The sequence below is a fragment of the Undibacterium sp. GW821-FHT07F11 genome (assembly GCF_059418665.1).
Window position 1 is genome coordinate 60,582 of sequence record NZ_JBWKQH010000015.1, and the last position, 24,555, is coordinate 85,136.

Genomic DNA, 24,555 nt, shown 5'->3' on the forward strand with positions numbered 1-24,555 from the left:
TTCCTTACATCGGCAGTCAACATGCTGCCTGAACACCGACTACACCGCAGCGACGAAGACAGTCTTGAGTACACGGCTCCCAGGAGAGGAGTTTCAATGCTTTGGGCGGTTTTGCGTAAGTCCTATTTCAGACTATTCCTGAAAAAATCTGCAAACTCCTCTGCAGGCAAAGGCCGTGAATAATAATAGCCCTGCACTTCATCACATTTCTGTTGCCGCAAAAATTCCAGTTGTTCTGCAGTTTCCACACCTTCGGCTATTGTCAGCAAACCCAGGCTCTTGGCCATGCTGATGACGGCGCTGACAATGGCGCGGTCTTCCGGGTCGCTGGTGATATCGCGCACAAAACTCTGGTCTATTTTTAATTTGTAGACCTTGAATTTCTTGAGGTAACTGAGTGAAGAATAACCAGTACCAAAATCATCAATAGACATGCGTACGCCGCGCTCATGCAGATTGTTCATGACGGCTATGGCCCCTTGCGGGTCATGCATGGCTACGCCTTCTGTCAATTCCAGTTCCAGGCATGCCGGGGGCATGTCAGCCTCTTGCAATATGCGTGTCACCAGTGCAGGCAAATCATGATGGCGGAACTGGACTGCTGACAGGTTTACCGCAATCAGCAAGTCTGGCAAGCCACTGGCCTGCCATTGCTTCCATTGTTTTACCGCTGTTCGCAAAACCCATTCACCTATGGGCAAAATCAAACCGCTGTCTTCTGCCACGGGAATAAATTCTGCTGGTGATACATGGCCCAGCATAGGATGGTGCCAGCGCAGCAATGCTTCTGCCCCCTGCACATGGCCGGTTTGCATGGAGAGCTGCGGCTGAAAATGCAACTGGAATTGCTGCTTCTCCAGTGCTTGCCGCAAGGCATTCACCAGTTCCAGGTGACGGGTGGAGCGCTCCTGCATTTCCTGGGTAAAGAAGCGGTAGGAATTACGGCCCTCACGCTTGGCCCTGTACATGGCAGCATCAGCATTGCGCGACAAGGTTTCGAGGTCTTTGCCATCATTCGGATAAATCGCGATACCCATGGATGCTGTCACGTTCAGATCATATTCACCGAGGTGAAATGGTGTATTCACAACCTGCATGAGTTTTTGCACGACTTGCTCCACCCTGTGCTCATCGACACCGGTTAACAGCAAGATAAATTCATCACCACCCAGGCGCGAAATCGTATCATTCTCGCGCATGGCAGCCACCAGTCGCTTAGCCAACTCTACCAGCAGGATGTCACCGAGACTATGACCGAGGGTGTCGTTAATGTCCTTGAAATGGTCAAGATCAAAAAAGATCACGGCCAGTGCATCCTGGCTGCGTTCAGCCAGGCTCAATGCATAACGCGCCAGTTCATCCAACAGCGTGCGGTTGGGCAAGCCAGTCAGCGCGTCATAATGCGCCAGATATTTGATGCGCTCTTCGGTACGTTTTTTATCGCTGATATCTTCCTGTATCGACAGGAAATGCGTGACCACACCTTCGCTATTCCTGATAGGTGAGATATGTGCCAGATCAGTATGATCCAGGCCATCGGCATAGCGATTGATCAGCTCGCCCTTCCAGTTTTCACCACGTCCCAGTTGCTGCCACATGTCGGCATATACTTCTGGTGGTGTTCTACCTGAGCGCATGATGCTGGGCTTGTGGCCTACGACTTCTTTGAGCTCCTTGCCGGCATTTTTCAGGTAAGCCGCATTGGCATATTCAATATTGACTGCCATATCAGTAATCACAATGGCATTCGAGCTTTGCTCAACGGCCTGGGAGAGCTTGTACAAACTTTCTTCAGATTGTTTGCGTTCCATGCCTATGGCGATCAGGTTGGCGGCCATCTCCAGCAAGTTAAGGGAGAAGGTATCTGGCACCGATGGCTGATGGTGGTAAATGGCGAATGCGCCTATCACCCTGCGTTCGGCAGAACGTATCGGCTCAGACCAGCAGGAACGCAAATCAAACTGTTCTGCCAACTCGCGGTAATCGCGCCAATAGACATGGGTAGAGATATCAGTAACTACCGTACGCTCACCAGTGGAAAGGGTATTGCCACATGAACCCACTCCCGGGCCTATAGATTCACCCTCTATGGCTCTGGTAAACGCCTCAGGCAGGCTGGGGGCTGCACCTGTGCGCAGATGCATGCCATCCTTATCAAGCAACATGATGGTGCACAGGCAATCGGGTAATAAGGATTCAACCTTCAGAACGACATCAAGGAATAATTCTTTTTGCGTGGTGCTGGCAGTAATTCTCTCCAGCATATAGCTGCGTAATTCTTCCATCTGCAAGGCATGCTGGCGCGCATCTTCAAGTTCGAAACGGTTCAGGACATGGCTGACATCAATGGCAAATTCCATCAGCAAATCCTGCACTGCATCGTCAAATGCGTTTTCATGTCCAGAATACAAATTGAACGTCCCGACTACGTTGCCATTTTTAAGCAAAGGCAGGGCAGCAGAAGCGCGCCAGCCTTGGGCTGCTCCGCGCTCATGCCAGAGCACAGTACGCTCGTCATGTAAAAAATCCTGGCACCAATAAGGCTGCTTGTGCAGATATGCATGGGCACTGGGGCCCTGAGCGGTGACATCGCCGGGGTGCACAGATATATGCAAACCATCCAGATAGCTGGAACCAGCGCCAAATGAAGCGACCGGCCTTAGCACCTCTGTGCCCTCATCCACCAGACCTATCCAGGCCATTCTTAAGCCACCTATGGTCACCGCATCTTCACAGATACGTGGCAGCAAATCACCCCTGTTTTCCGAGCGCAAAATTGATTGATTACACTGGCTCAGCGCATTGTACAGCCTGCTCAGACGTTCGCTCTTTTGCGCCGCCTGATTGCGTTCTGCATCTATCTCCGCCAGTTTTGCCTGGGTCACTGCCAACCAGCCCATGATGCTTACTTCCATGCCGGGTCTGACGTTTACTGGTGTGGTGAAATTTCCCTTGCCAAGATTTATCAGGGTGGCGGACACTTCATGAACGGAACCGCCAAGGCTCATGTTCAGGGAACGATAGGCGCGCCACAGCATGCCAACTAGCAGAATACCAACAAAGATGAACAGCATGCGCACACGCATGGCAAACTGGGCAGCCTCTTCTACCAGAACCAGTCCGCGCTCTTCCATCAAATGACGTGCTTGCGCGATAGGTTGCAAGATCGCCAGTTTGGCTGCGCGATATTGTTCATCATACAGAAGATGACTGGCCTGGGCTCTGACTAGCTTAATATCCTGAACAGGGTTTTCTATCAAATCCATTGCCTTGAATTCGATTGCAGTAAGGGCGTCGGAATTTGCCTTTGCCTGCTCAAGGAGTGTGAATTCTTCCTTGCTGATACCCATCTTTTTTATCAGGTCCAATAACGGGATACGCAGACCGGCAAAGTCATTCCGCTTGCTGACATCATCCTTGGTCTGCGTTTGACTTGCCGGAACCAGATCCCAGAACAAATTCTTGCCCAGTGCAGGTCGTGGCAGCTTGCCATTACGTACATCAAGTACTTGTTGATAATAGCGCTTGTAGTCCGGATCGCCAGTGACGACATAGGCGCGTACCAGGCGCGTCAGGTCCTCTGAACTCTCCTGTAATTCCATGGACAGGATATGCGACTCGTAACGCAACTCATTGAGTTGATCTACAGCTTTCTCGGCATAGACATACCAGCCAAAGACCAGGGTAAAGACAGCGAATACCACAAGCGTAAGCCAGAAGCTCCGTGCATATTTGGACAAGCTGTTCTGAGAAGTCATGGGATCAGCACTTTCTATACCAGGCAATAAAACATTACTGCTAGTAGGGTTAAGTAGCCATTCTAAAACAAGTTTCCTGTCATGCAATCACCAATTGCATTATTTCTGTGCACAGCTTTGCTGATGTGTTCCTTATGCCTCAGCTTTGGGATGTATCCTGACCAGGATAATACGTGGACCATTCATTTTCTTGACGACCGCATCAAAGCGTTCGAATTCAACTTTTTGCCCTTCAACCGGCAAGTCACCGAGTTTATGCATGATCAGGCCGCCTATGGATTCGACCTCATCACTGTCCACGTCAAAGCCCAGGGCGCTGCCCAGCGTGAACAGGGGCAGGCTACCCTTGCCTATCAGTGTCCCGTCATCCAGCGAGGTCCAGTCATTTTCATTTTGACGGAACTCGTCGCGTATCTGGCCTACCAGGGCACTCAGCAAATTATCCAGCGTCAAAAAGCCGACTGGCTTGCTGCCACGCACGCCAACGATGGCGAAATGTGGTGCACCTTTGCGGAAACGGCGGAACAACTCCAGCGCCGGCATGGTAGGCGGCACAAATTCAACCTGACGCAAATGCTTGCTCAGGTCATCCAGAGGCTTGCCTGCCTGCTGCGCCAGGAACAGGTCTTTCAAATGCAGCATGCCGAGCACGGTTTCTTCATCTTCATCGAAATAGGGATAACGGCTGAAGCGGTTGCGCGCTGCAGTCTGCATGTTTTCTTCAATACTGGAACCCTTGTACATGGCCACGACTTCATTGATGGGGCGCATCAGGTCGGATATCTCCAGACCACCAAAGTCCAGCACCTGGGCCATGATGCTCCATTCATCGCGGGTTTCTTTTTTACCGCCATGGCTGCCGCGCAGGATGAGCTTGAGTTCTTCGGGCGAATAATGGGCGTCGCCACCATGTTCAGCACTCAGGCCTATCCATTTCAAGACCTTGTTGGAACTGAAGTTCAGCGTCCAGATAGCAGGGTACATGGCCCAGTAAAACGCATAAAGGGCTGGCGCTGTCCACAAAGAGACTCGCTCTGGCATGCGTATCGCCATAGATTTGGGAGCAAGCTCACCAACCACGATGTGCAGGAAGGAAATAACAAAGAAAGCGAAAAAGAAAGAGATGCCGTGTATCAACTCAGCAGAATCGACACCGACCAGTGAAAACAGGGGATGCAACAAACGGGCAAAGGCGGGCTCACCTATCCAGCCCAGACCAAGCGATGCCAGGGTAATACCCAACTGACAGGCGGATAAATAGGTATCCAGGTGTTGATGCACCGTGAATAAGAGGCGGCCTCGCAAACCTGAAGTCTTCGCAATACTGCGCACCCTGGTCTGACGCAACTTCACCAGACCGAATTCTGCCGCCACGAAAAAGCCATTTAACAAGACCAGTAACAGGGCAGCCAGCACCAACAATAAATTATCCAACGCTTAACCTTTTTAATGAACACCCCGACACTTTAGACTAAATTGCCTCTTTTTGCATGCAAATGCAATCACCAGCCTCAGGCAGCTCTTGAAAAATCAGCAATTTGCCACACCTCTTAAAGCCTTACGTATGCTAATGGAAGGCTCTCCACTTTCATTAGCTGCATGACAAAACCCATGAATTGCGTTAAAAGCTTATGTTCATGGCATTTTGAGGAGAAAGGTTTGAGCTTAGACAGTGTTTTAGCGGAAATCGAAGTCCGCCTTGGCGAATATCCTGCACTCAATGATATCCAGCATTTGCGTGACCTGATTGCAGAAATACGCCCGCCCCGCCCACAAGATACCGCACGGGCCACCGACAATCTGCGTGCCCTGTGCTTTGTGTTGCAAAATAACCCCGCGTGGCGCAAGGCCTTGCGCTGCTATCTGGTGCAGGTGCTGACTACGCGCAAGCTGGTGCATTTGTTCACCGACGTGGGTATTACCCAGAATATTGGTTTCTGGTCGGCAGCCAGGCAAAGATTTTTCAATAAATTTTTACCACCGCTGGTCAACGATGCCTACATCAAGGATGTGTTTGGCCAGTTGTTCCATAAAAAAACAGATCATGTCTGGATCAATGCAGTCGCAGATCAGTCCTGGATGGATTTGCTCAAGGCCATAGGATTTCGCTCACGCTCCCCACGCACCACCTATGCTGCGCTGACATGTGAAATCCTGAGTGCAGTACAGGTGCTGTCCTACCGCATCACGAACATCGGACTGGAAGCCGAACTGGTACGCAATTATCCAGACATAGAAAAATTCGAGTCGCCCTTTTTACGCCAGAATGATGCCATCAATGACTATGTGATTTGCTATAACAAGTGGCTGGCAGACAAGTCATGCGAACGCGAAGACAGCAAACATATTGAAGTCTTGCTGACGCAATGCGAAGACATCGCCAACCGCATACGCCGTACCGCAGCTCTGCAGGGTGTATCAATCAGCCTGACGCGTTTGTTACTACAGTTAATGCAAAGCATAGCGCGCTTGCGCCAGCTGCTCGACATGCTCGACAGCCGCAGCACTGACCATGCCACAGCCATAGGCACTGCCCTGTTCAAGGAATTGTCCATTGCTGAAAACCAGCGCCACAGTCTGCGCAATCTGATGCAAAGCAATACTGAACTCTTGTCACTGCAAGTGACAGAAAGAGCCGGAAAAAGTGGTGAACACTATGTGACAAATAACCGGGCAGAATGGCTGGAGATGTTGCGCTCAGCCCTGGGGGCTGGTTTCATCGTCGGCTTCATGGCGCTCATCAAGATATTGTTTGGCACCCTGGCAATGGCACCGTTTGGTTATGCAGTGCTGTACAGCCTGAATTATTCTGGCGGCTTCATGCTGGTGCATGTACTGCACTTCACTATCGCCACCAAACAACCGGCGATGACTGCAGCCTTGCTGGCACGCGCCATTGATGGCGGCAAACAGAAACTCGATGAACTGGCTGAACTCATCGTAAAGGTATTGCGCTCACAATTCATTGCCATCATAGGCAATATTGGCCTGGCCATGCCCACTGCGTATGGCATTGCCTGGGCCTGGGTCGCCATCACTGGCAAGCATCTGGTGTCACCAGAAAAAGCTGCGCATCTGCTGCACGACATTGACCCATTTGGCAGCCTGGCACTGCCACATGCGGCCATCGCAGGTGTCTGCCTGTTTTTGTCTGGCCTGATCTCAGGCTATTACGATAACAAGGCCAGCTATGGAAATATTCCTGAGCGCCTGCGCCAGCTGGGTTGGCTGAAGAGTCTGCTGGGTGAAACGCGCTTGCTACGTGTCACTACTTACATAGGTAATAATCTGGGCGCGCTGGCAGGTAATTTTTTCTTTGGCATCATGCTGGGCACGATAGGGCAACTGGGCAGTTTCTTTGGTCTGCCGATAGACATACGCCACATCACTTTTGCCAGTGCCAACTTTGCCTTTGCCCTAGTCGGCCTTGACAATGTCATGAGCTGGCAAGTGGCGGCCTACTCATTGTTTGGCATCATGTGCATAGGCATGGTCAACCTGGGCGTCAGCTTCAGCCTGGCGATGCTGGTGGCCTTGCGCTCACGCCGTGTCAGTTTCGGTCAGGGTGGTTTGCTGACGGTATTGCTATGGGCGCGCTTCAAAGAAAATCCACGCGACTATTTCTTCCCGGCCAGGGAAGTCAAAAAAGAAAGTGAAAGCGAAATAGAAACGGAAAAGAAAGAGTGAGATTGAACTGTCTTTGGTCAACGGCACTGTCACCTTCATTCATTGCTGCGCCAGTCAACCAAATGTCTGGCGCAGCGTTTACGTCGGATCAACTCTTTTCCGGGGTAATCCATGAAACTCATACCTGCACTGCTTGCCAGCGCTATCGCCTTGCTTACAACGCAAGCCGCCAGTGCCCATGAATATGATGCCTTGATGAAGGCCAAGAAATACGCTGAAGCAGAAAAAGCAGCGAACGCCAAATTAAGCACAGATGCCAATAATGCTGACGCCTTGCTGGTGAAAGCAGAATTGATACTGGCCGAAGGCAAACTCGATAAACTCGATGAAGCGGCGAAATACGCAGAACTATGTGTCAGTGCCCATCCTCAACTGTCTGAATGCCATGAAATGCTGGGCAATGTTTTAGGTACCAAGGCCACGTCCGGCAGCATGTTTGCCGCCATGTCGTATGCTGGCAAAATCCGCGATGCCTTTATCAAGGCCGTAGAACTGGACCCCAAAAATTACAGCGCCCGTAGCTCATTGCTGCAATTTTATTTGCAGGCACCGGCGATTGCCGGTGGCGGCAAAAGCAAGGCACAAAACCTCGTCATAGAGACTGCGAAAGTAAATAGCGCTGCTGGTAATTTATTGCAGGCAAACATGGATCTGGCAGACGATAAATTTGCCAGTGCCGAAACGGCAGCCCTGAGTGCAATCCCCGGCAATACTGAGTCACTCATCACCATGCAGCGCAACATCCTGTACAGCGTAGGTGCGAATTATGTACAGCAAAAGAAATACAGCGATGCCGAGCGCATCTTTGCGGACCTGCAACAACGCTACCCTTCCAAATATCACGGTGCATTTGGCATGGGCCGCTCATTACAGGAACAGGGCAAGCACAAGGAAGCCCTGAGCTGGTTTGAAAAAGCCCAGACACTTGATACCAACGCAGGCATCTATTACCGCCTTGCACAATGCCTGCAAGCTGTGAATGAAAAACCCAAGGCAATTTCGTATTTTGAAAAAGCACTGAGCTTCAAACCAGCCTTGAGCAAAAAACTGCGTGCAGATGCAGAAGAACAGTTAAAGGCTTTGAAAGCCTGATTACAAAAATACCAGAGCACATTGAGTTAAAAAAACAGGCATGACTTATCCACCGCGGTAAGTCATGCTTTTTTATTCACCACTGGCATCTGTCTGTTGCTAAACTGAAGCAGCCGGTTTGACACAGGTCAATGAAAGCGGGAATGCACACTGAAGCATGATTATGGGCTGGAAACTGCGGCGTACAATTGCCTTTCATTCCCATTCTTTGCGCTTTCATGAAAACCGCCACTGCATCAAAACGCTTTATCCCGCATAGCCTGCTGGAAGATGTGCTGGCGATTATCACCGGCACTTTGCTGGTTTCGCTCGGGGTTGCCCTATTCAATCAGGCGGGCTTGTTGACGGGCGGTACAGCTGGCCTGGCCTTCTTGCTACATTACACAACAGGCTGGTCGTTTGGCATGGTGTTCTTTCTGATCAACCTGCCGTTTTACTGGCTGGCCTGGCGACGCATGGGCTGGCGCTTTACCCTCAAGACTTTTTGTGCAGTGGCCCTGGTCTCGGTATTTTCCAGCCTGCATCCCAAGCTCTTGCATCTGACCGCCACAACTGTCATGGCTCCCTTTTATGTTGCCCTGACTGGTGGCCTGATGATGGGTGTGGGTTTTATCGTCTTGTTCCGCCATCAGGCCAGCCTCGGTGGCATCAATATCCTAGCTTTGTACCTGCAAGAAAAACGCGGCATACGTGCAGGCAAATTGCAAATGGGTGTCGATTTCATCATCGTGCTGGCTTCGCTGACTGTCGTCACCCCGATGGCCCTGCTGGCTTCTGTCATCGGCGCCTTTGCCCTGAACCTGGCAATCAGCCTGAACCACAGGCCGGGCCGCTACATGGCAATGTAAGGCGATGTGAGGTCAAGCCAAAAATGCCTGTCTTCCTTTACAATGCTTGCATTCACTTCGTAAAGGACAGCCATGAAAACCAAAGCCGCCATCGCCTGGAAAGCCGGAGCACCACTGACAATAGAAGAAGTTGAGCTGCAAGGCCCGCAAGCTGGTGAAGTGCTGATCGAAGTCAAGGCCACCGGCATTTGCCATACCGACTATTACACACTCTCTGGCGCTGATCCCGAAGGCCTGTTCCCGGCCATCCTCGGCCACGAAGGTGCGGGCGTCATCGTCGATACCGGCCCTGGCGTGACCAGTGTGCGCAAGGGTGATCATGTCATCCCACTCTATACGCCTGAATGCCGCCAGTGCAAATTCTGCCTGTCACGCAAAACCAATCTTTGCCAGGCAATACGCGCCACCCAGGGCCGGGGGCTGATGCCGGATGCGACGTCGCGCTTTTCGCTGGATGGCAAGCCGCTGTTCCACTACATGGGGACATCGACTTTTTCCAATTACATCGTGGTGCCAGAAATCGCCGTCGCCAAGGTGCGTGAAGATGCCCCCTTCGACAAGATTTGCTACATCGGTTGCGGCGTCACTACCGGCGTTGGTGCCGTGGTTTTTACCGCCAAGGTTGAAGCTGGTGCAAATGTCGTGGTGTTTGGTCTGGGTGGCATTGGCCTCAACGTGATACAAGCTGCCAAGATGGTGGGTGCTGACAAGATCATCGGTGTAGACCTGAACCCTGCGCGTGAAAGCATGGCACGCAAATTCGGCATGACCCATTTCATCAACCCCACCCAAGTAGAAAACGTGGTCGACCACATTATCCAGTTGACTGATGGTGGCGCTGATTATTCTTTCGAGTGCATAGGCAATACCAAAGTCATGCGCCAGGCGCTGGAATGCTGCCACAAGGGCTGGGGCAAATCCATCATCATTGGTGTAGCTGAAGCCGGTGCAGAAATCTCTACCCGCCCCTTCCAACTCGTCACGGGCCGTGAATGGAAAGGCTCGGCCTTTGGTGGAGCACGTGGCCGTACCGATGTGCCAAAGATCGTTGACTGGTATATGGAAGGCAAACTCAATATCGATGACCTGATCACCCACAGGTTGCCGCTGGAACGCATCAATGAAGGTTTCGACCTCATGAAGAGCGGTGAATCGATACGTTCAGTGGTGTTGTTCTGATGACGCAGCGTAAATCCAGCAACGATGCAGCAGACGACGCAGAAGAAGTGACACTGCTAAGCCAGCACGCCTGCCATGGCGGCGTGCAACGCTTTTATCAGCATGAATCTGCCGAGATAGGCTTGCCCATGCGGTTTTCAGTCTACCTACCACCACAGGCCATGGCGGGTGAAACCTGCCCGTCCATTATTTACCTGGCTGGCCTGACCTGCACGGAAGAAACCTTCATGATCAAGGCGGGGGCGCAAGCCATTGCTGCACGCGAAGGCATTATCCTCATCACGCCAGATACCAGCCCGCGCAATGCCAATATCCCCGGCGACAGCGATAACTGGGATTTTGGTGTGGCTGCCGGTTTTTACCTGGATGCTACGCAAGCGCCCTGGAGCAAGCACTACCGCATGCACAGCTATATCGTAGATGAACTGCTGCCCATGCTGCTGGCCAGCCTGCCTATGGACAAGTCACGCATCGGCATCATGGGGCATTCCATGGGTGGCCACGGTGCACTGGTACTAGCCTTGCGCCATCCGGATCTGTTCAATAGTGTATCTGCCTTCGCCCCGATAGCCGCCCCCAGCCAGTGCCCCTGGGGACAAAAAGCCTTCTCTGGCTACCTGGGAACTGACGAAAGTGCCTGGGCCGATTATGACGCCACAGCACTCATGCAAAAGCAGAGCCAGCCGCCCTTCCCCAAAGGCATACTGATCGACCAGGGATTTGCCGACAAATTTTTGGCAGAGCAGCTATACCCGGAAGCTTTCAAGACTGCTTGCACCAGCGTGCAACAGCCGCTGACCCTGCGCTACCATGAAGGCTATGATCACGGTTACTACTTCATCAACACTTTCATTGAAGATCATTTGCTGCACCACAAACAGCAATTGACTGCCTGATACCTCGCATTACCAGGTAAAAGATAGCTTGTTCCAGACGCACCAAACTGGAACAAGCACTCTATTTCTGTGCGTTTCTCGTTTAACTGTCATCTTTATTGTGTAAAATCGAGCGACTTCGTCGCGCATTTTTGCGCATACTTCAGAACGACATAACCAGAAAGCAAGAGATGAGTAAAGTAGTCATCAGCGGCACCGGCCTGTACACGCCTTCCCAGTCCATTTCCAATGAAGAACTGATCGCCAGTTTCAATGCTTATGTCCAGCAACACAATGCACAGAATGCCGCGGCCATCGCCAGTGGTGAAGTGGTTGCACTGGAAGAGTCCAGCGTCGCTTTCATAGAAAAAGCCTCCGGCATCAAATCCCGCTTTGTCATGAACAAAGAAGGTGTGCTTGACATCAACCGTATGGTGCCGCGCCTGCCAGAACGCAGCGATGAAGAACCGTCCATCATGTGTGAAATGGCAGTCGCTGCCGCCAATCAGGCGCTGGAACGCGCAGGCCGTACCACTGCCGATATCGATGCTGTCATTTGCGCCGCCAGCAATATGCAACGTGGCTACCCTGCCATGGCAGTAGAAATCCAGAACGCACTCGGCATAGACGGCTATGGCTATGACATCAATGTCGCCTGCTCGTCTGCCACCTTTGGCATACAGGCTGCCGTCACCGCCATACAAAGCGGCCAGGCGCGCGCAGTACTGGTGGTCAACCCTGAAATCACCAGCGGCCACCTGAACTGGCGCGACCGTGACAGCCACTTCATTTTTGGTGATGCCTGCACCGCTATCATCATAGAACGTGCTGACCTGGCCACATCCAGGCATCAGTTTGAAATCGTCGGCCTGAAACTCAAGACGCAATTCTCCAACAACATCCGCAATAACTTCGGTTTCTTGAACCGCGCTGATGAAAGCGGCATAGGCAAGCCAGACAAACTGTTCCGCCAGCAAGGCCGCAAAGTGTTCAAGGATGTCTGCCCCATGGCCGCATCTGTCATTACTTCGACAGTACAGGCTGCCGACATCGCCATCCCTGATGTCAAGCGCTACTGGCTGCACCAGGCTAACCTGAATATGAACTTGCTGATTGCCCGCATGATACTGGGCCGTGATGCTACGCCGGAAGAATCTCCGACCATTCTGGACACTTACGCCAATACTTCATCGGCTGGCTCCATCATTGCATTCCACAAATACCAGGATGACCTGGAAACTGGCAATATAGGCGTGATCTGCTCATTTGGAGCGGGTTATTCGATAGGTTGCGTGGTGGTGAAAAAACTAGGCTAAATTTCAATTTCGCACTGAAACAAAGACAATAACAAAAGGCCGCAATGCGGCCTTTTGTTTTAGTGATCAGCACATACGACGGATACTGATGTCTTACATACCCAAAGACTTCAGCAATTCAGAATTTTCGTCATCATCAATAGCGACTGCTGTTGCCCCTGCGGCATTCTGATCCGCAGCTTGCTGCATATGGAGCAGTGCATCAGGATCAGGCACCTCGTGCGTCTCAAAATCATGCAATTTGATGAATTCTGTCCTGTCTATCGCTAGTTCTAGATAGAAGATATTGTTTTTCTCGGTGAAGAAAGACACGCGGCGCAATTCCGGCCTGTCCAGCGGCGTATCCACACTCAGCATGACTTGCTTGGTCAGCACCAGCATCTTGGGCTGGTTCTGGGTGATATTGGTCTGCAGCTCACGGCGTACCTTGCCGGTAAAGTCACCAACGATCTGGTTCATCAACTCACCCAGGATATTCGCCACTTCATCTGATGTAAACGAAGTCGCCAGCTCAGACTTGGGCATGCCCATGTTGAGCATGTACTTCTCATAGATTTCCAGCGCCGTATCACCATCAAAATTCAGCACTACCAAACCAGAAAAGCCGCCATCAAACAGTACGAAGCAACCGATATCCGGCTTTAAACCTATCTTTGTGATGCGCTGCACCATGGCAGAATAATGCACCTTGCTGTTCGTGGCGACATTCAATACCCGTATCACCGAGTTACACAAACTGGTCAGCAAGTCCTCTGTACCGTAGACAACGCTAGTTTCTTCTGTGGCCATGACCAACTCCCGAATTTATTACATGAAAAATCAATCCACCCCGCCCAATGAACACCAAGCGCCGCAAGCCTGCGGTCACACTCAACATCCTGGCCAGGTAGAGACACAGCATTCCCGCCCCGACGTTATCGGTAACGGCAATACGAAACTTATCTGGAATAGCAATTAACAGCATACTCCCACTATGGATTACAAGACATACCCAAAACCAGCCAGGCACATCCTCTATTGAACAGGCGCAAAGTCTGTTGGAATAATGAAAGAATACTGAAGCGATAGCGCCCCGTCTACATGTTTCATGCGATGGGGGTGATTTGGAGGCGTTCTGCTGTGAGCGTGCTTGATGGGTGTTGCTAATTTGCAAGCATCAACGATTGCAGCCCCAATTGAGCCATCAACAATGGGTATCTTCATTTGCAAAAGCAAAAGACCGCATATAGCGGCCTTTTCATTTGGTGCATCTTTCAGCTTGTTAGCGTTCAGAGCACATATCCCAATCTGATAATGCTTGAATAATAGTATGGACTTAATGTAAAGTCAATGTATTAACAAAAATACACGTAGAGGCAAGGTATGCTGGGAAAAACGAGGTACCGCTTGGCATTGGATTTGGGTTCAACCACTTTAGTCTAAATAAGGGTTTAGTGTTTCCAAAGCTTTCCGAGCATCTTCGTCGACCGGGAAAAAGCGATGTTCGGTGAGTGAACGTATCATGCGAGCCTTGCGTTTTAACAAGCGATCATGTCTTTTGTGCATAGCGCGAGCCTCACGACGAGTACCCTTAATTAATTTTCGCAAACAGGTTGCCATTACCATCTACGCTCACCTGCACTTTGATCTTCAGGTGAGCATAATATTTCCTGCATTCTGCAAATTGAAAACATGATGCGCCACCATCGATTTTCTCAAATAACTCACATCCCTAACTGCCTCAAAATTTGCTGCGCAGCCTCAATCCTTACCTGGCTTGGATAGTTTTTATTGGCTAGGATAACTATCCCCATTTTCTTTTCAGGCACAAAGGCGATGTAGGCGCCAAAGCCGTTGGTGGCACCGGTTTTGTGGATGAATACATTTGTGCCAGGTATCATTGGTGGCGTGATTTTTTCTACGGGTGTGGCATCAAAGGCCATGCGAGTTGAAGAGCCCTCGATGACTGCGGCGATGTCTGTCGGATAGGGGTATAACTCCCAGACCAGGCTTTGGGTCATGCCGCCAGCTTTGAAATAGCCGGTGTGGGTATTCTTCAGGGCGAGGGCATACTCTGGTGAGAGCTTCATCTCGCCTATGTTTGCTTTGATAAACTGCACGAGGTCGCTGGCGGTGGTTTTGACACCGTAGGCTTCTGTAGACAAGATATCTTCACGCAGGCGTACCGGGGTGTCATCTTTTTTATAGCCTTGTGCATAGTCTGCCCGTTTGCTGTCTGGTACCGCGATATAACTATTTTTCATGCCAAGGGTGGGGAAGATCTGTTCTTGCATGATGGTGGCAAAAGGCTGCTGCAGGCTCCGAGCGGTGATAACGCCAAGCAGACCTATGCTGATATTGCTGTATGTCCGGTATTGCCCCTCTGGATGGTCGGGCTTCCATTTTTTTAAATAGGTGGTCAGTTGCTTCTCATTTGTCACTTCATCTGGAACCTGTTGAGGCAAGCCACCTGTGGTGTGCGTGGCCAGGCTCAGCAGAGTAGTTTCTCCAAACTTCGAGCCTTTCAAACTCGCCAGATGATCTGCGACCTTGTCAGTCAGCGCCAGTTTTCCTCTGCCCTGTGCCAGGGTCGTCATGGTGGCGATAAAGGTCTTGCTGATTGAGCCTATCTCAAACAAAGTAGTATCGGTGACGGCTGTATTTTCTGCCTTGGAGGCGAGCCCATAGTTGAATACATATTGCTTGCCATTGGCAAAAATACCGATGGCCATGCCGGGGATGGCATGCGTTTTCATGACCGGGAGTATGGCTTCATCAGCGATATGTTTGACAGTATCCGCTTCGGCGCTCATGGCTGTCAGGCTGAATGTGGCAGCTATGGACAGAATGCTGATTCGTAAATATTGCAGGACTGGTGATTTCATTTAATGCTCCTAAAGTTCGTCAAGATGTTGCGTCTACATTGTTTTTAATGAGTGGATTCTGACAGGGAAATCACAACTTCAATTCCCAAACCAGCCTCCAGGTTCTTGCTGTTTGCTGCTGATTGATATCTATCCAGCGTGATACGGCATTGGCATAGCTGCCACTGTCGAGCTTGTCTTGCCGCAACACATTGCTGACTGAAAAGCGCAACTGACTTTGCTTGCTTTGCTTCCAGGCCAGGTAAATATCAAGGTGACGTCTGGGATTATTGCGCCCTGTCAGGTAAGCTGATTCGCGTATCTCATTCGCGGCCTGATAGCTGTAATCTGCCCCCACACGCAAGGCGGGATCAATCTGGTAGTCGGCACCGGCACTGGCCAGCAAACCCGCCTGTTGTGCCAGATGGTTGTCAGGGCCGGGCACTTGTTCTACCCTTGACCAGTTACGGTTGACATTGGCGCGCAGCTCCAGCGCTGGCATGCTGGCCGCCAGTTGCTGCAAGTTCAGTTTTGCTTCAATTTCCAGGCCAAGGATACGGGCGCGGCCACTGTTGGCGAGGCTGCTGACCCAGGTGCTGCCAACCTGTGTAGTCTGCTCAAGCATGACATCATCTATGCGTCGCCAATAGGTGTTGGCGCTGATGACACTGCTCTCTGTCAGATAGTGTTCATAAGCGAGTTCCATGCCCCAGGCACGTTCTGGCCGCAAGTTGGCGTTGCCCTGAAAATCTGAATTGAGAGGGGTATTATTGTTGTCGATGCGGAACAGGCGCGGCACCAGGTTGCCAACGGTAGGCAATTTGAAACTGCGGTTGATTGCCATGCGCCATTGTCTTTGTGCATCGAGCTTCCAGACGCTTTGCAATATGGGGCTGACCATGGTGGTATTGTTTTGAAAATCAAAATTTCCTGCTTCTCTGCTATTGCTGCTGATGCGCTCCATGCGCAAACCCAGATAGGCAGACCAAGCGTTGTTGATGGTCCACTCATCCTGTATATAGGCTGCCAGCTTTTGCAGGCTGGCTTGGTAAGTATGGGCGCTGCCATCAGCACTGCCAGTGAGCAGGGCAAATTCCTGTTCATCGCGGTTCTCACGCCGCAAGGCACGGCTGACTTCCCAGCCCAGACTCAGTACATGTGATTCTGAATACGGTGCCAGGTATTTGCCATTGAAGCGGTATTCATTTTCATCGGCATCACCGGTAACATAGCGATGTATGCCCAATGCCCCGCTCTTGTCCTTGCCCCAGAAGTGGAATTTGGTAGACCTGTCCAGGCTGTTCCAGCCAAAATTCAAGCTCAGTCTGGCACTGTCGGCAAGGCGACGTTCCCAACTGAGATCATTACGCGAAGTGAATACATGAGCTGTCCAGATGGAATGATTATCAGGGAAGTCCGTACTGTCACCCACATAGGTATTTTCTTTTTCCTGCTTGGTCTGCTCTTGCCTGGCGAGAGTCAGATTGCCCTGCCAGCTCAGACTGTCTTGCGCATTGATTTTCCAGTTCAGGCGTGGCGACAAGCTGGCAGCATCACGACGGTTTTGCTGGCTTTGCTGCAACAGCCTGTCGGCCAGTGTTTGCCATGTATCACTCATGTTTTTACGAGTGGCCTGACTTTCTGTCGCCAAGGTATTGAGCTGGTTGACATTGCTCTCTAATGTGCCTGCCAGCACGTAGACAATCTCAGGCTTGTCATCAAACTGGTCCCCCATGCTCCACGACAGGTTACCCGACAAGCGCCCGGCTTGCAGGCCTGCATTGGCTTTGATTTCTGTAGTCTGGTTGCTGCTTTTTTTCTTGAGGATGACATTGATGGTACCGGCGATGCTCTGGGCGCTGACATCTGCACTGGCGACGCGCATGACTTCTATTTTTTCTATCAAGTCGGGAGCAATGCTGTCTATGGTGAAACCTACCGGTGTGGTCTGACCGTTCAGCAATATCTGGGTATAGCCATTGCCCAGGCCGCGCATGCGTATCTCTGCGCCCTTGCCTTTGCTCTCGGTGACGCTGATGCCGGGCAGGCGTTTTAATATCTCGCTGAGATTGGTGTCGCCGTATTTTTCTATGTCTTCACGGCCGTACACACTGCGCATGCCGACATCGTCCTGCCGGTCGCGGACAGGTTGTGACTTAGCGTTGATTTCTACTTGCTGTGGCGCTTGTTGTGCCAATACTGCTCTACTGGCGAACAGGGCCAGAACGCTCAGGGCAATGGTGGACAGACGTGTTGAGGTCTGCTTAAAAAGCATGGTGTTTTCTTTCATCTACAGGTTTAAGGGCGTGACTGGTCCTTGCGCCTCACTGGGCGCAAGATAGTCATGCGTTGAATAGGGGAAGAGGTTTAGCCTGTTTTAGCCAGGCTTGGCAGCTTCCAGTGCGGTACGTATGTGCATGACATCGTCAGTACGCACATCGCTGTTTTTTGCATTCAGCAAGACCATGATGACGGGCTTGCCAGCGATGGTGGTGCGCATGGTCAGGCAGCGGCCAGCAATTTTTGAGTAGCCGGTTTTTGACAGGCTGATGTCCCAGTCCTTGCTGGCGGTCAGGCTGTTGGTGCTTTGGTAATCATAGGTTTGTCCGGCTACCGTATACTGGCCTTCGCTGCGGCTGGCCAGGTTGCGCAATTCTGGATAACTGGCTGCAGCTTTGACCAGGCGGGCAATATCTCTGGCATTCGAGCGGTTATTGGGTGAAATACCTGCCGCTTCTTCCAGGTGGGTAGCCTGCAAATCCAGGCTGGCCGTCTTGCTTTGCAAGGCGGCCACAAAGGCAGGCTTACCGCCGGGGTAAGTCCTGGCCAATGCCTTGGCAGCCGCATTGCTGGAAGGAATCAGCGCCAACTCCAGCAGGGTCTGGCGCGACAGTACCGTACCAGGCTGCAGCTTGACCTGGTTGGTATGCCAGCCCGCGACATCCTCTTTGGTGATGGTGATGGCCTCATCTTTATCCAGCTTTGCATCCAGCGTCACCATGGCTGTCATCAGTTTGCTGATAGATGCGATAGGTACGACGGTGTCGGCATTTTTTTCCAGCAAAACTTTGCCGCTTTGCTCATCCACCACCAGTACATGTTCTGAACTGGTTTTGACGTAGGCGCTGATATGGGTAACTGGTTCTGCTTTTGTGGCAGCAACTGGGGCTGATGGCACTGAAGGTTCTGGTGCGGCATTCACCTGGGTTTGCAATACCAGCAGCAAGGCTGCTGCAATACCCAGTACGGGTGCGGCCATCTTCCAGTGCCATGGTTGTGAATCAGGGCGTACCAGGCGTTTAATGCGTGACAGCAAATCGCCGCCATTCGCTGCCATCGCAGCTTGCGGCATTGCGGCGATCTGCAATTTATCCAGCACTTGCAGGGCACGCGCCAGTGGGCGGGCCTGGCCCAGCATGGCGGCTGCCATGTCGTCGGCAATCAATTCCCTTTCGGCATCGATGCGTTTGGAAATCCACCACACTGCAGGGTGATAAAACAGCAGCGACAAGACCAGGTTTTGCAAGAGATTGACAACATAATCCCAGCGCTTGATGTGGGCCAGTTCATGTGCCAGCAAGGCCTCTATCATGTCGGGTGCCATGCCAGTCAATAAGGATGCTGGCATGACCACGACAGGCTTGATGCAGCCATAAGTAACCGGGCTTAACAAGTCTTTCTGGAACTTGACCTGCACCTGGCGGCGTATGGAAAATTGATAGGCCAGTTGATTGGTGCGTGCCTGCCATTGCTGTGCCAGGACAGCAATATCATTGCCATGCTGGCCGAGGTGATAGACCCACATCAAGCCTAGTGCCAGACGCATCAGCATCAGTAGCACGCCCATGCTCCACAGGCTGACCACCAGTGGCAACCAGGCCTCTATCTGTGCTGCCAGCAGGCTTTGCCTGACCCAGACCAGGTCCAGCGAAATGCTGGCCTTGCTGGCCAGTTGTATGGCTGTTTCCAGGTTGATGGTTTGCGGGTCTTGCCATTGCTGGAATATGCCTAGCGCGGGCCACAACAGGCAAGCCAGCATCGCGGTGCAGGCCAGCACATAACGTAATTGCGGGCGGGCATTGCGGGTCACTGCCAGCAAGATGGCGCAGACGCTGGCGATCAGGGCCCCCTGCCAGACAAAGTGCAGCAGGGGCCAGCCCAGCAATTCAGTGAGCGTATATTCTGTGTATGCGGAAGCTGGCATCATGATTTTTTCTCATCCTGCAGGATCTGTTCGATTTCATCACGTTCTTTGTCGGTAACATGGCCGCGCAAAGCAGCCAGCACCAGAGCCTTGCCAGAACCGGCAAAGACTTTTTGTATCATGTCCTTGAGCAAATTGGTTTGCAGGGAATCCTGCTCTTGCGAAGGTGCATATACATGTGAGCGCTGGCTTTCATCCCGCGTCAGTATGCCCTTGCCATGCATGATTTGCAGATGGCGCAAGACTGTGGCATAGGCCAGGTCCGGACGTTCGTCCTGTATGGTTTCATGCAATTGCTTGGCACTCATGGGACCATGTTGCCACAGCACTTTGAGCAAATTAAGCTCAGAAGCCGTGGGCTTGGGGATAGATGATTTTGCAACAGCAGAAGACATATTCAGCATCCAGATTAAACAATGAATGCAGAATAAATGTTCTAGAAACTTTTGTCTAGAACTTTTTTTCTAGTTTGCATAAATACTCGTTTAGCCTTGAGAAAGCACGCGGTCTTCATGCTTCGGTGCAGGCCACAGACCTGCCGGGCGTTTCAACATGACGATGACCATGGTCAGGCCCAGAAGCAACTGACGCAAGACTTCAGGTTCTATCAGCATGTGGCCGAACAACTGCTGCTGCAATGGTTGCACCATATAGCGCAATACTTCGGGCAAGATCGCCAATAGCACTGCGCCAAGAATCACACCAGGTATATGGCCTATGCCACCTAATATCACCATGGACAGGACAGTGATCGATTCATTCAGGGAAAATGACTCTGGCGAGACAAAGCCCTGGAAGGCGGCAAACATTGCTCCGGCCACACCACCGAAAGAAGCGCCCATGGCAAAAGCCAGCAGTTTGATATTGCGGGTATTGATGCCCATGGCAATGGCTGCGGTTTCATCTTCACGGATGGCGACAAAGGCACGGCCCAGACGTGAATCATGCAAACGCACAGTCACGAAAATGATGCCTGCGCACAGACTTAAAAAAAGAAAGTAATAGGCATTCACGGATGGCATGGAAAAACCAGCGAAATGTACCGTCGCCTGCGAACCCGCTTCCCCACCCAGTGAAACACCGAAAATGCGGATGTGGTCTATCATATTGATGCCCTTGGGGCCATCAGTGATGTTGATCGGTGCATTCAGGTTGATGATGAAGATACGCACAATTTCACCAAAGCCCAGAGTAACGACGGCCAGGTAATCACCACGCAATTTCAAGGTTGGCGCACCGAGCAATGCCCCCAATGCTGCTGCCAGCATCGCCCCAAGAGGGACGATGATCCATACCGACAGATGTATGCCATGCTCGGCTATCTCCGGCCCACACAACCATACCAACGCATGACCAAGCATGGGAAAATTGTTGACCACAGACTCCAGCAACACGGCAAACTGCGGCGAAGCCAGCAAAGCCGTCATATACGCGCCCAAAGCATAAAAAGCGATGTAACCAAGATCGAGCAAGCCAGCAAAACCCACAACAATATTCAGGCCCAGCGCCAGCATGATGTAGAGCAGGGCAAAATCCATGATACGCACCCAGGCATTGCCATATTGCATCGCAATGAAGGGGAAAACCAGCATCATCGTGATCAGCAATGCCAGTATGGGATATGCCTGACGCGGGTTGGCTCTGGTATCAAAGTAGTGGGACATGTGTCTTGCCTGGAAGTTTACACTTCCGGCCATCTTAAACACCCGCCATTCAAACCGCTATCATGATCTTGCTCACATCATGCCGCGTTGCTGGGACTGTGTAGGCGTCACACCGAATACAGACTTGAAGCTGGACGTAAAGTGGCTATGGCTGGCAAAACCGCATGCATGAGCGATCTGGGTCAGGTCATTGCATGTCGCCTGCATGGCCCGCAAAGCTCTGACCAGTCGGGTGCGTATCAGGTAGCGGTGGACTGGCAGGCCGACTTCTTCCTTGAATACCCTGGCGAGATGAAAGGGGGATGTATGCACATGGCGGGCCAGGTCATCCAGCGCCCACTCCTGATGAGGATAAAGTGAAATCAGTTCTTTGACTGCCTCGACTTGCTGGCGTCTGCGACTTTGCGTCAAGCTATGTCTGGCACGTTCCAGTTGCTGGCCGTCTACGCAGGCAGCCTGCACCGATGTCGTCAGCACAGAGACACTGATTTCCTGCACTGCCAGTTGATCGACGACGGGCTCATGCAGATGTCGCCATAAAAGTTCGCGATTAAGTACGCTGGCAGGCGGTAGCAGGCTGTGCGACCTCAGCACCGGTGCATATAGCTGCTGCACACCGGCCGCATCGACCAACATTTGCATGAGTGCTTCCTTTGAGAAATCCAGTACCAAAGCTTCATCGCCTATGTTACCGGGAAAAGTGATGCGGTAAGGCTGACCAGTACCCAGAAAAATCGCATGATTGGCGTTTGCAATGACATGCTGCCTGGGGCCATCATGCTTGGCCAGCACACCAGCGATGGGGAGCAATACCAGGTCGGCAGTTTCACACTCCAGCTCTTTTGTGTCGTCAGGCGCAGGCCGTGCCACACCGTGCCGGATAGACAAGAGTTCGCTTTGGAAAAGGGTACGCAGTACCAGTGCCATAATAGTATCTTTGAAGCCCAGATTAATCGACACTGATACGATAAGCCGATTCTTCACAAATTTTAATTTGATAATACGGCATTCTGGGAGATTAGATATTCAGTACGGCTACGCAATATCCCTTACTTAGGCAGCAACTTGCGCCGTTCATATTCAAGCTGGTTGATATGCCGCTGTATGGCGACATCCATTTCATGCGGCAGTTTGTGAAAACTGATACCTATGCGGTATTTGCCCTGCCTGCTTTTTTCTATCTGGGTAACATGGCGCACCACGCCTTCGCAACGTACTACATTGCGTATGCCAAGCACGATATGTAATTTGGCAATGCGATCCTGCACCTTGATTTCTGGTGGGCCAGACACTTGCACACTCAGGCCACCCACGCATAAATCAAAGATGGGCCAATAAGCGAGGGTCTCGCCTTTTTCATCATACAGCCTGACTTTGAGCGGGTCGACAATAGGCAATTCATTGCGGAAATACTCGCGGCGCTGCATACGCACCACGCGCGGAGGTATGGGTACCCAAAAAGCGTCCTGGTCACCCCAGGTGAAACGCTGGGGGTTGAGTCCGGTGAATTGCACGCGTATGCCATCCGGTCTGGCGAGGAAAACACAGGAACTGGCTTTTTCCAGCAACTTGTTGGCACGCGCATCGCCACCTATATCAAATACCAGGCCATCGTCCCTGGCTGAGAGTATCAGGGTGACGATAAATTCGCGTCCTTCATTAAAGTAAACCGTGACTGGCTCGCGCCTGTGAGACAGCTCATTCAAAATGCCCAGAATTTCTCTCTGCCCCAGCAGGAAAAATTTATCCTCAATTTCGTCGTTGCTCAATGATGCAGACATCCATTTACCTTTTTACTTATTTTTCTTGAAAAATAGACTGCTTATTACTACTGGTCAATAAATAATATAACCAAATGCCGCGATTTGAAACATCAGTTGCTTTTTTGGCCCGGCGGGCCCGGCAACAGGGGGAGGCTTGTTTGTCGCATAATGCCTGCAATGCCTTCAATATTCAAAATAATCAATGAAAATACTTGCCATCTGCGGCAGCCTGCGCGCTGCCTCGCTGAACGCCATGCTGATCCGTGCCCTGATACGCCTGGCACCATCTGATATCAACATCCTGGCCTACGATGGCATGGCAGCGCTGCCTCTGTTCAATCCCGACCTGGATTTGACACCACCAGTTAGCGTGGTGAACTTGAAAGAACAAATAGCCGCAGCTGACATCATACTGATTGCCAGCCCGGAATATGCGCATGGCATAACAGGCGTCATCAAAAATGCGCTGGACTGGACAGTCAGCAGCGACGTGTTTGTCTACAAGCCTGTGGTGGTATTGAACGCCTCGCCCAGAGCCATGCATGCGGACGCAGCATTACGCGAAATATTAAGCGTGATGTCGGCCAGGATACTGGAAGCAGCATCGGTAAAGGTGCCCATCATAGGTGCAAAACTGGACGAGGATGGCATGGTCAGCCACCCTGAAATAGCGGGAATTTTAAAGGCAGCGCTGGTGGCTGCCAAAGCTGAATGGCTAAGCTTGCAAGACTGACTAAGCCGCTAAAGCTTGTTCCAGCAGTGTATGCAATTCGCTGAACGATGGTTCACCGACATAGCGTTTAAGGATATTGCCCTGTTTGTCGATGACGTAAGTGGTTGGCGTCAGTTTGACATCGCCGAATGATTGCGCCAGCTTGCCTTGAGGATCCAGGGAGACATGGAAAGGCAGTTTGCGGGTTTCTGCGTAATTGAGTACGTAGTTCGGCGGATCATAGCTCATGGCAACTGCCACAAATTCCAGACCCTGCTTATTGTATTTATTATAGGTTTCTATCATCTTTGGCATCTCTGCGACGCACGTCGTGCAAGATGTTGCCCAGAAGTTCACCATGACCACTTTGCCGCGCAAGCTTTGCGTAGAGATTTTTTCACCTTTGAGATTGGTGAAGCTGACATCCGGCATAGGGGTTTTAGCTTTGTAAGTCACAAAAAAGGTGACCGCCAGGGCAATCAGCGCCGTCGCAGCGATGACTGAAAAAATGGCGAATTTACGCGGTGAAGAAGGCGCCAGCATGGTTTTCCCAAAGCAAGAAACAAATCAATAAATAAAACAAGAGCGCATTATACGGCCTAAGTCACAATCAG

The 24,555-nt window shown here is 51.5% G+C and carries 19 protein-coding genes; 8 read left to right on the forward strand and 11 right to left on the reverse strand.

Annotated elements, in window-relative coordinates; translation table 11 throughout:
• Nucleotides 1-122 precede the first annotated feature (122 nt).
• Nucleotides 123-3,758, reverse strand: coding sequence for a sensor domain-containing phosphodiesterase (locus AC07OI_RS28695; RefSeq protein ID WP_495259523.1), 3,636 nt, complete (start codon nucleotides 3,756-3,758; stop codon nucleotides 123-125).
• Between the two features lie 132 nt (nucleotides 3,759-3,890).
• On the reverse strand, nucleotides 3,891-5,192 hold the full coding sequence (locus AC07OI_RS28700) for a hemolysin family protein (RefSeq protein ID WP_495259524.1): 1,302 nt from the start codon (nucleotides 5,190-5,192) through the stop codon (nucleotides 3,891-3,893).
• Nucleotides 5,193-5,417: 225 nt separating this feature from the next.
• Here AC07OI_RS28700 and AC07OI_RS28705 point away from each other — a divergent pair, with 225 nt between their 5' ends.
• The 6 genes from AC07OI_RS28705 to AC07OI_RS28730 all read left to right on the forward strand — a co-directional run bounded on the left by AC07OI_RS28705 (nucleotide 5,418) and on the right by AC07OI_RS28730 (nucleotide 12,755).
• Entirely contained in the window at nucleotides 5,418-7,445 is a 2,028-nt protein-coding gene (locus tag AC07OI_RS28705) for a site-specific recombinase (RefSeq protein ID WP_492705209.1), read from the forward strand.
• A gap of 111 nt (nucleotides 7,446-7,556) precedes the next feature.
• Nucleotides 7,557-8,537 (forward strand): tetratricopeptide repeat protein, encoded by a 981-nt coding sequence (locus tag AC07OI_RS28710; RefSeq protein ID WP_495259525.1) that lies wholly within the window; start codon nucleotides 7,557-7,559, stop codon nucleotides 8,535-8,537.
• Nucleotides 8,538-8,755: 218 nt separating this feature from the next.
• Entirely contained in the window at nucleotides 8,756-9,385 is a 630-nt protein-coding gene (locus AC07OI_RS28715) for a YitT family protein (protein WP_495259526.1), read from the forward strand.
• A gap of 72 nt (nucleotides 9,386-9,457) precedes the next feature.
• Entirely contained in the window at nucleotides 9,458-10,564 is a 1,107-nt protein-coding gene (locus AC07OI_RS28720) for an S-(hydroxymethyl)glutathione dehydrogenase/class III alcohol dehydrogenase (RefSeq protein ID WP_495259527.1), read from the forward strand.
• Nucleotides 10,564-11,460 (forward strand): S-formylglutathione hydrolase, encoded by an 897-nt coding sequence (gene fghA / locus AC07OI_RS28725; protein WP_495259528.1) that lies wholly within the window; start codon nucleotides 10,564-10,566, stop codon nucleotides 11,458-11,460. Before AC07OI_RS28720 ends, fghA begins: the two co-directional genes overlap by 1 nt.
• A gap of 170 nt (nucleotides 11,461-11,630) precedes the next feature.
• Nucleotides 11,631-12,755 carry a beta-ketoacyl-ACP synthase III gene (locus tag AC07OI_RS28730; protein ID WP_495259529.1) on the forward strand — a complete coding sequence of 375 codons (1,125 nt, stop codon included), beginning with the start codon at nucleotides 11,631-11,633 and terminating at the stop codon, nucleotides 12,753-12,755.
• Between the two features lie 93 nt (nucleotides 12,756-12,848).
• Here AC07OI_RS28730 and AC07OI_RS28735 read toward each other — a convergent pair whose 3' ends face one another.
• Nucleotides 12,849-13,544 carry a DUF3334 family protein gene (locus tag AC07OI_RS28735; protein WP_495259530.1) on the reverse strand — a complete coding sequence of 232 codons (696 nt, stop codon included), beginning with the start codon at nucleotides 13,542-13,544 and terminating at the stop codon, nucleotides 12,849-12,851.
• Between the two features lie 22 nt (nucleotides 13,545-13,566).
• Between AC07OI_RS28735 and AC07OI_RS28740 the strand changes: the two genes are divergently transcribed.
• Complete coding sequence (locus tag AC07OI_RS28740; protein WP_495259531.1) at nucleotides 13,567-13,713, forward strand: hypothetical protein; 147 nt, start codon at nucleotides 13,567-13,569, stop codon at nucleotides 13,711-13,713.
• A 745-nt stretch (nucleotides 13,714-14,458) separates the two neighbouring features.
• Here AC07OI_RS28740 and ampC read toward each other — a convergent pair.
• The 7 genes from ampC to AC07OI_RS28775 all read right to left on the reverse strand — a co-directional run bounded on the left by ampC (nucleotide 14,459) and on the right by AC07OI_RS28775 (nucleotide 23,247).
• The gene (ampC, locus tag AC07OI_RS28745; RefSeq protein WP_495259532.1) at nucleotides 14,459-15,619 is read right to left on the reverse strand and encodes a class C beta-lactamase; all 1,161 of its coding nucleotides are present in this window, start codon (nucleotides 15,617-15,619) and stop codon (nucleotides 14,459-14,461) included.
• Between the two features lie 70 nt (nucleotides 15,620-15,689).
• Complete coding sequence (locus AC07OI_RS28750) at nucleotides 15,690-17,873, reverse strand: TonB-dependent receptor plug domain-containing protein (RefSeq protein ID WP_495259533.1); 2,184 nt, start codon at nucleotides 17,871-17,873, stop codon at nucleotides 15,690-15,692.
• A 102-nt stretch (nucleotides 17,874-17,975) separates the two neighbouring features.
• Nucleotides 17,976-19,805, reverse strand: coding sequence for a M56 family metallopeptidase (locus AC07OI_RS28755; RefSeq protein ID WP_495259534.1), 1,830 nt, complete (start codon nucleotides 19,803-19,805; stop codon nucleotides 17,976-17,978).
• Nucleotides 19,802-20,197: a BlaI/MecI/CopY family transcriptional regulator gene (locus AC07OI_RS28760; protein WP_495259535.1), complete on the reverse strand. Its 396-nt coding sequence runs from the start codon at nucleotides 20,195-20,197 to the stop codon at nucleotides 19,802-19,804. Before AC07OI_RS28760 ends, AC07OI_RS28755 begins: the two co-directional genes overlap by 4 nt.
• Before the next feature lie 90 nt (nucleotides 20,198-20,287).
• Nucleotides 20,288-21,466, reverse strand: a complete 1,179-nt coding sequence (locus AC07OI_RS28765) for an ABC transporter permease subunit (RefSeq protein WP_495259536.1) — start codon at nucleotides 21,464-21,466, stop codon at nucleotides 20,288-20,290.
• Nucleotides 21,467-21,538: 72 nt separating this feature from the next.
• On the reverse strand, nucleotides 21,539-22,393 hold the full coding sequence (locus AC07OI_RS28770; protein ID WP_495259537.1) for a helix-turn-helix transcriptional regulator: 855 nt from the start codon (nucleotides 22,391-22,393) through the stop codon (nucleotides 21,539-21,541).
• Between the two features lie 122 nt (nucleotides 22,394-22,515).
• On the reverse strand, nucleotides 22,516-23,247 hold the full coding sequence (locus tag AC07OI_RS28775) for a flagellar brake protein (protein WP_492705183.1): 732 nt from the start codon (nucleotides 23,245-23,247) through the stop codon (nucleotides 22,516-22,518).
• A gap of 184 nt (nucleotides 23,248-23,431) precedes the next feature.
• Between AC07OI_RS28775 and AC07OI_RS28780 the strand changes: the two genes are divergently transcribed.
• Nucleotides 23,432-23,962, forward strand: coding sequence for an NADPH-dependent FMN reductase (locus AC07OI_RS28780; protein WP_495259538.1), 531 nt, complete (start codon nucleotides 23,432-23,434; stop codon nucleotides 23,960-23,962).
• Here the strand turns inward: AC07OI_RS28780 and AC07OI_RS28785 are convergent, their stop codons facing one another.
• Nucleotides 23,963-24,484, reverse strand: coding sequence for a TlpA family protein disulfide reductase (locus tag AC07OI_RS28785; protein WP_492705179.1), 522 nt, complete (start codon nucleotides 24,482-24,484; stop codon nucleotides 23,963-23,965).
• Between the last annotated feature and the right edge of the window lie 71 nt (nucleotides 24,485-24,555).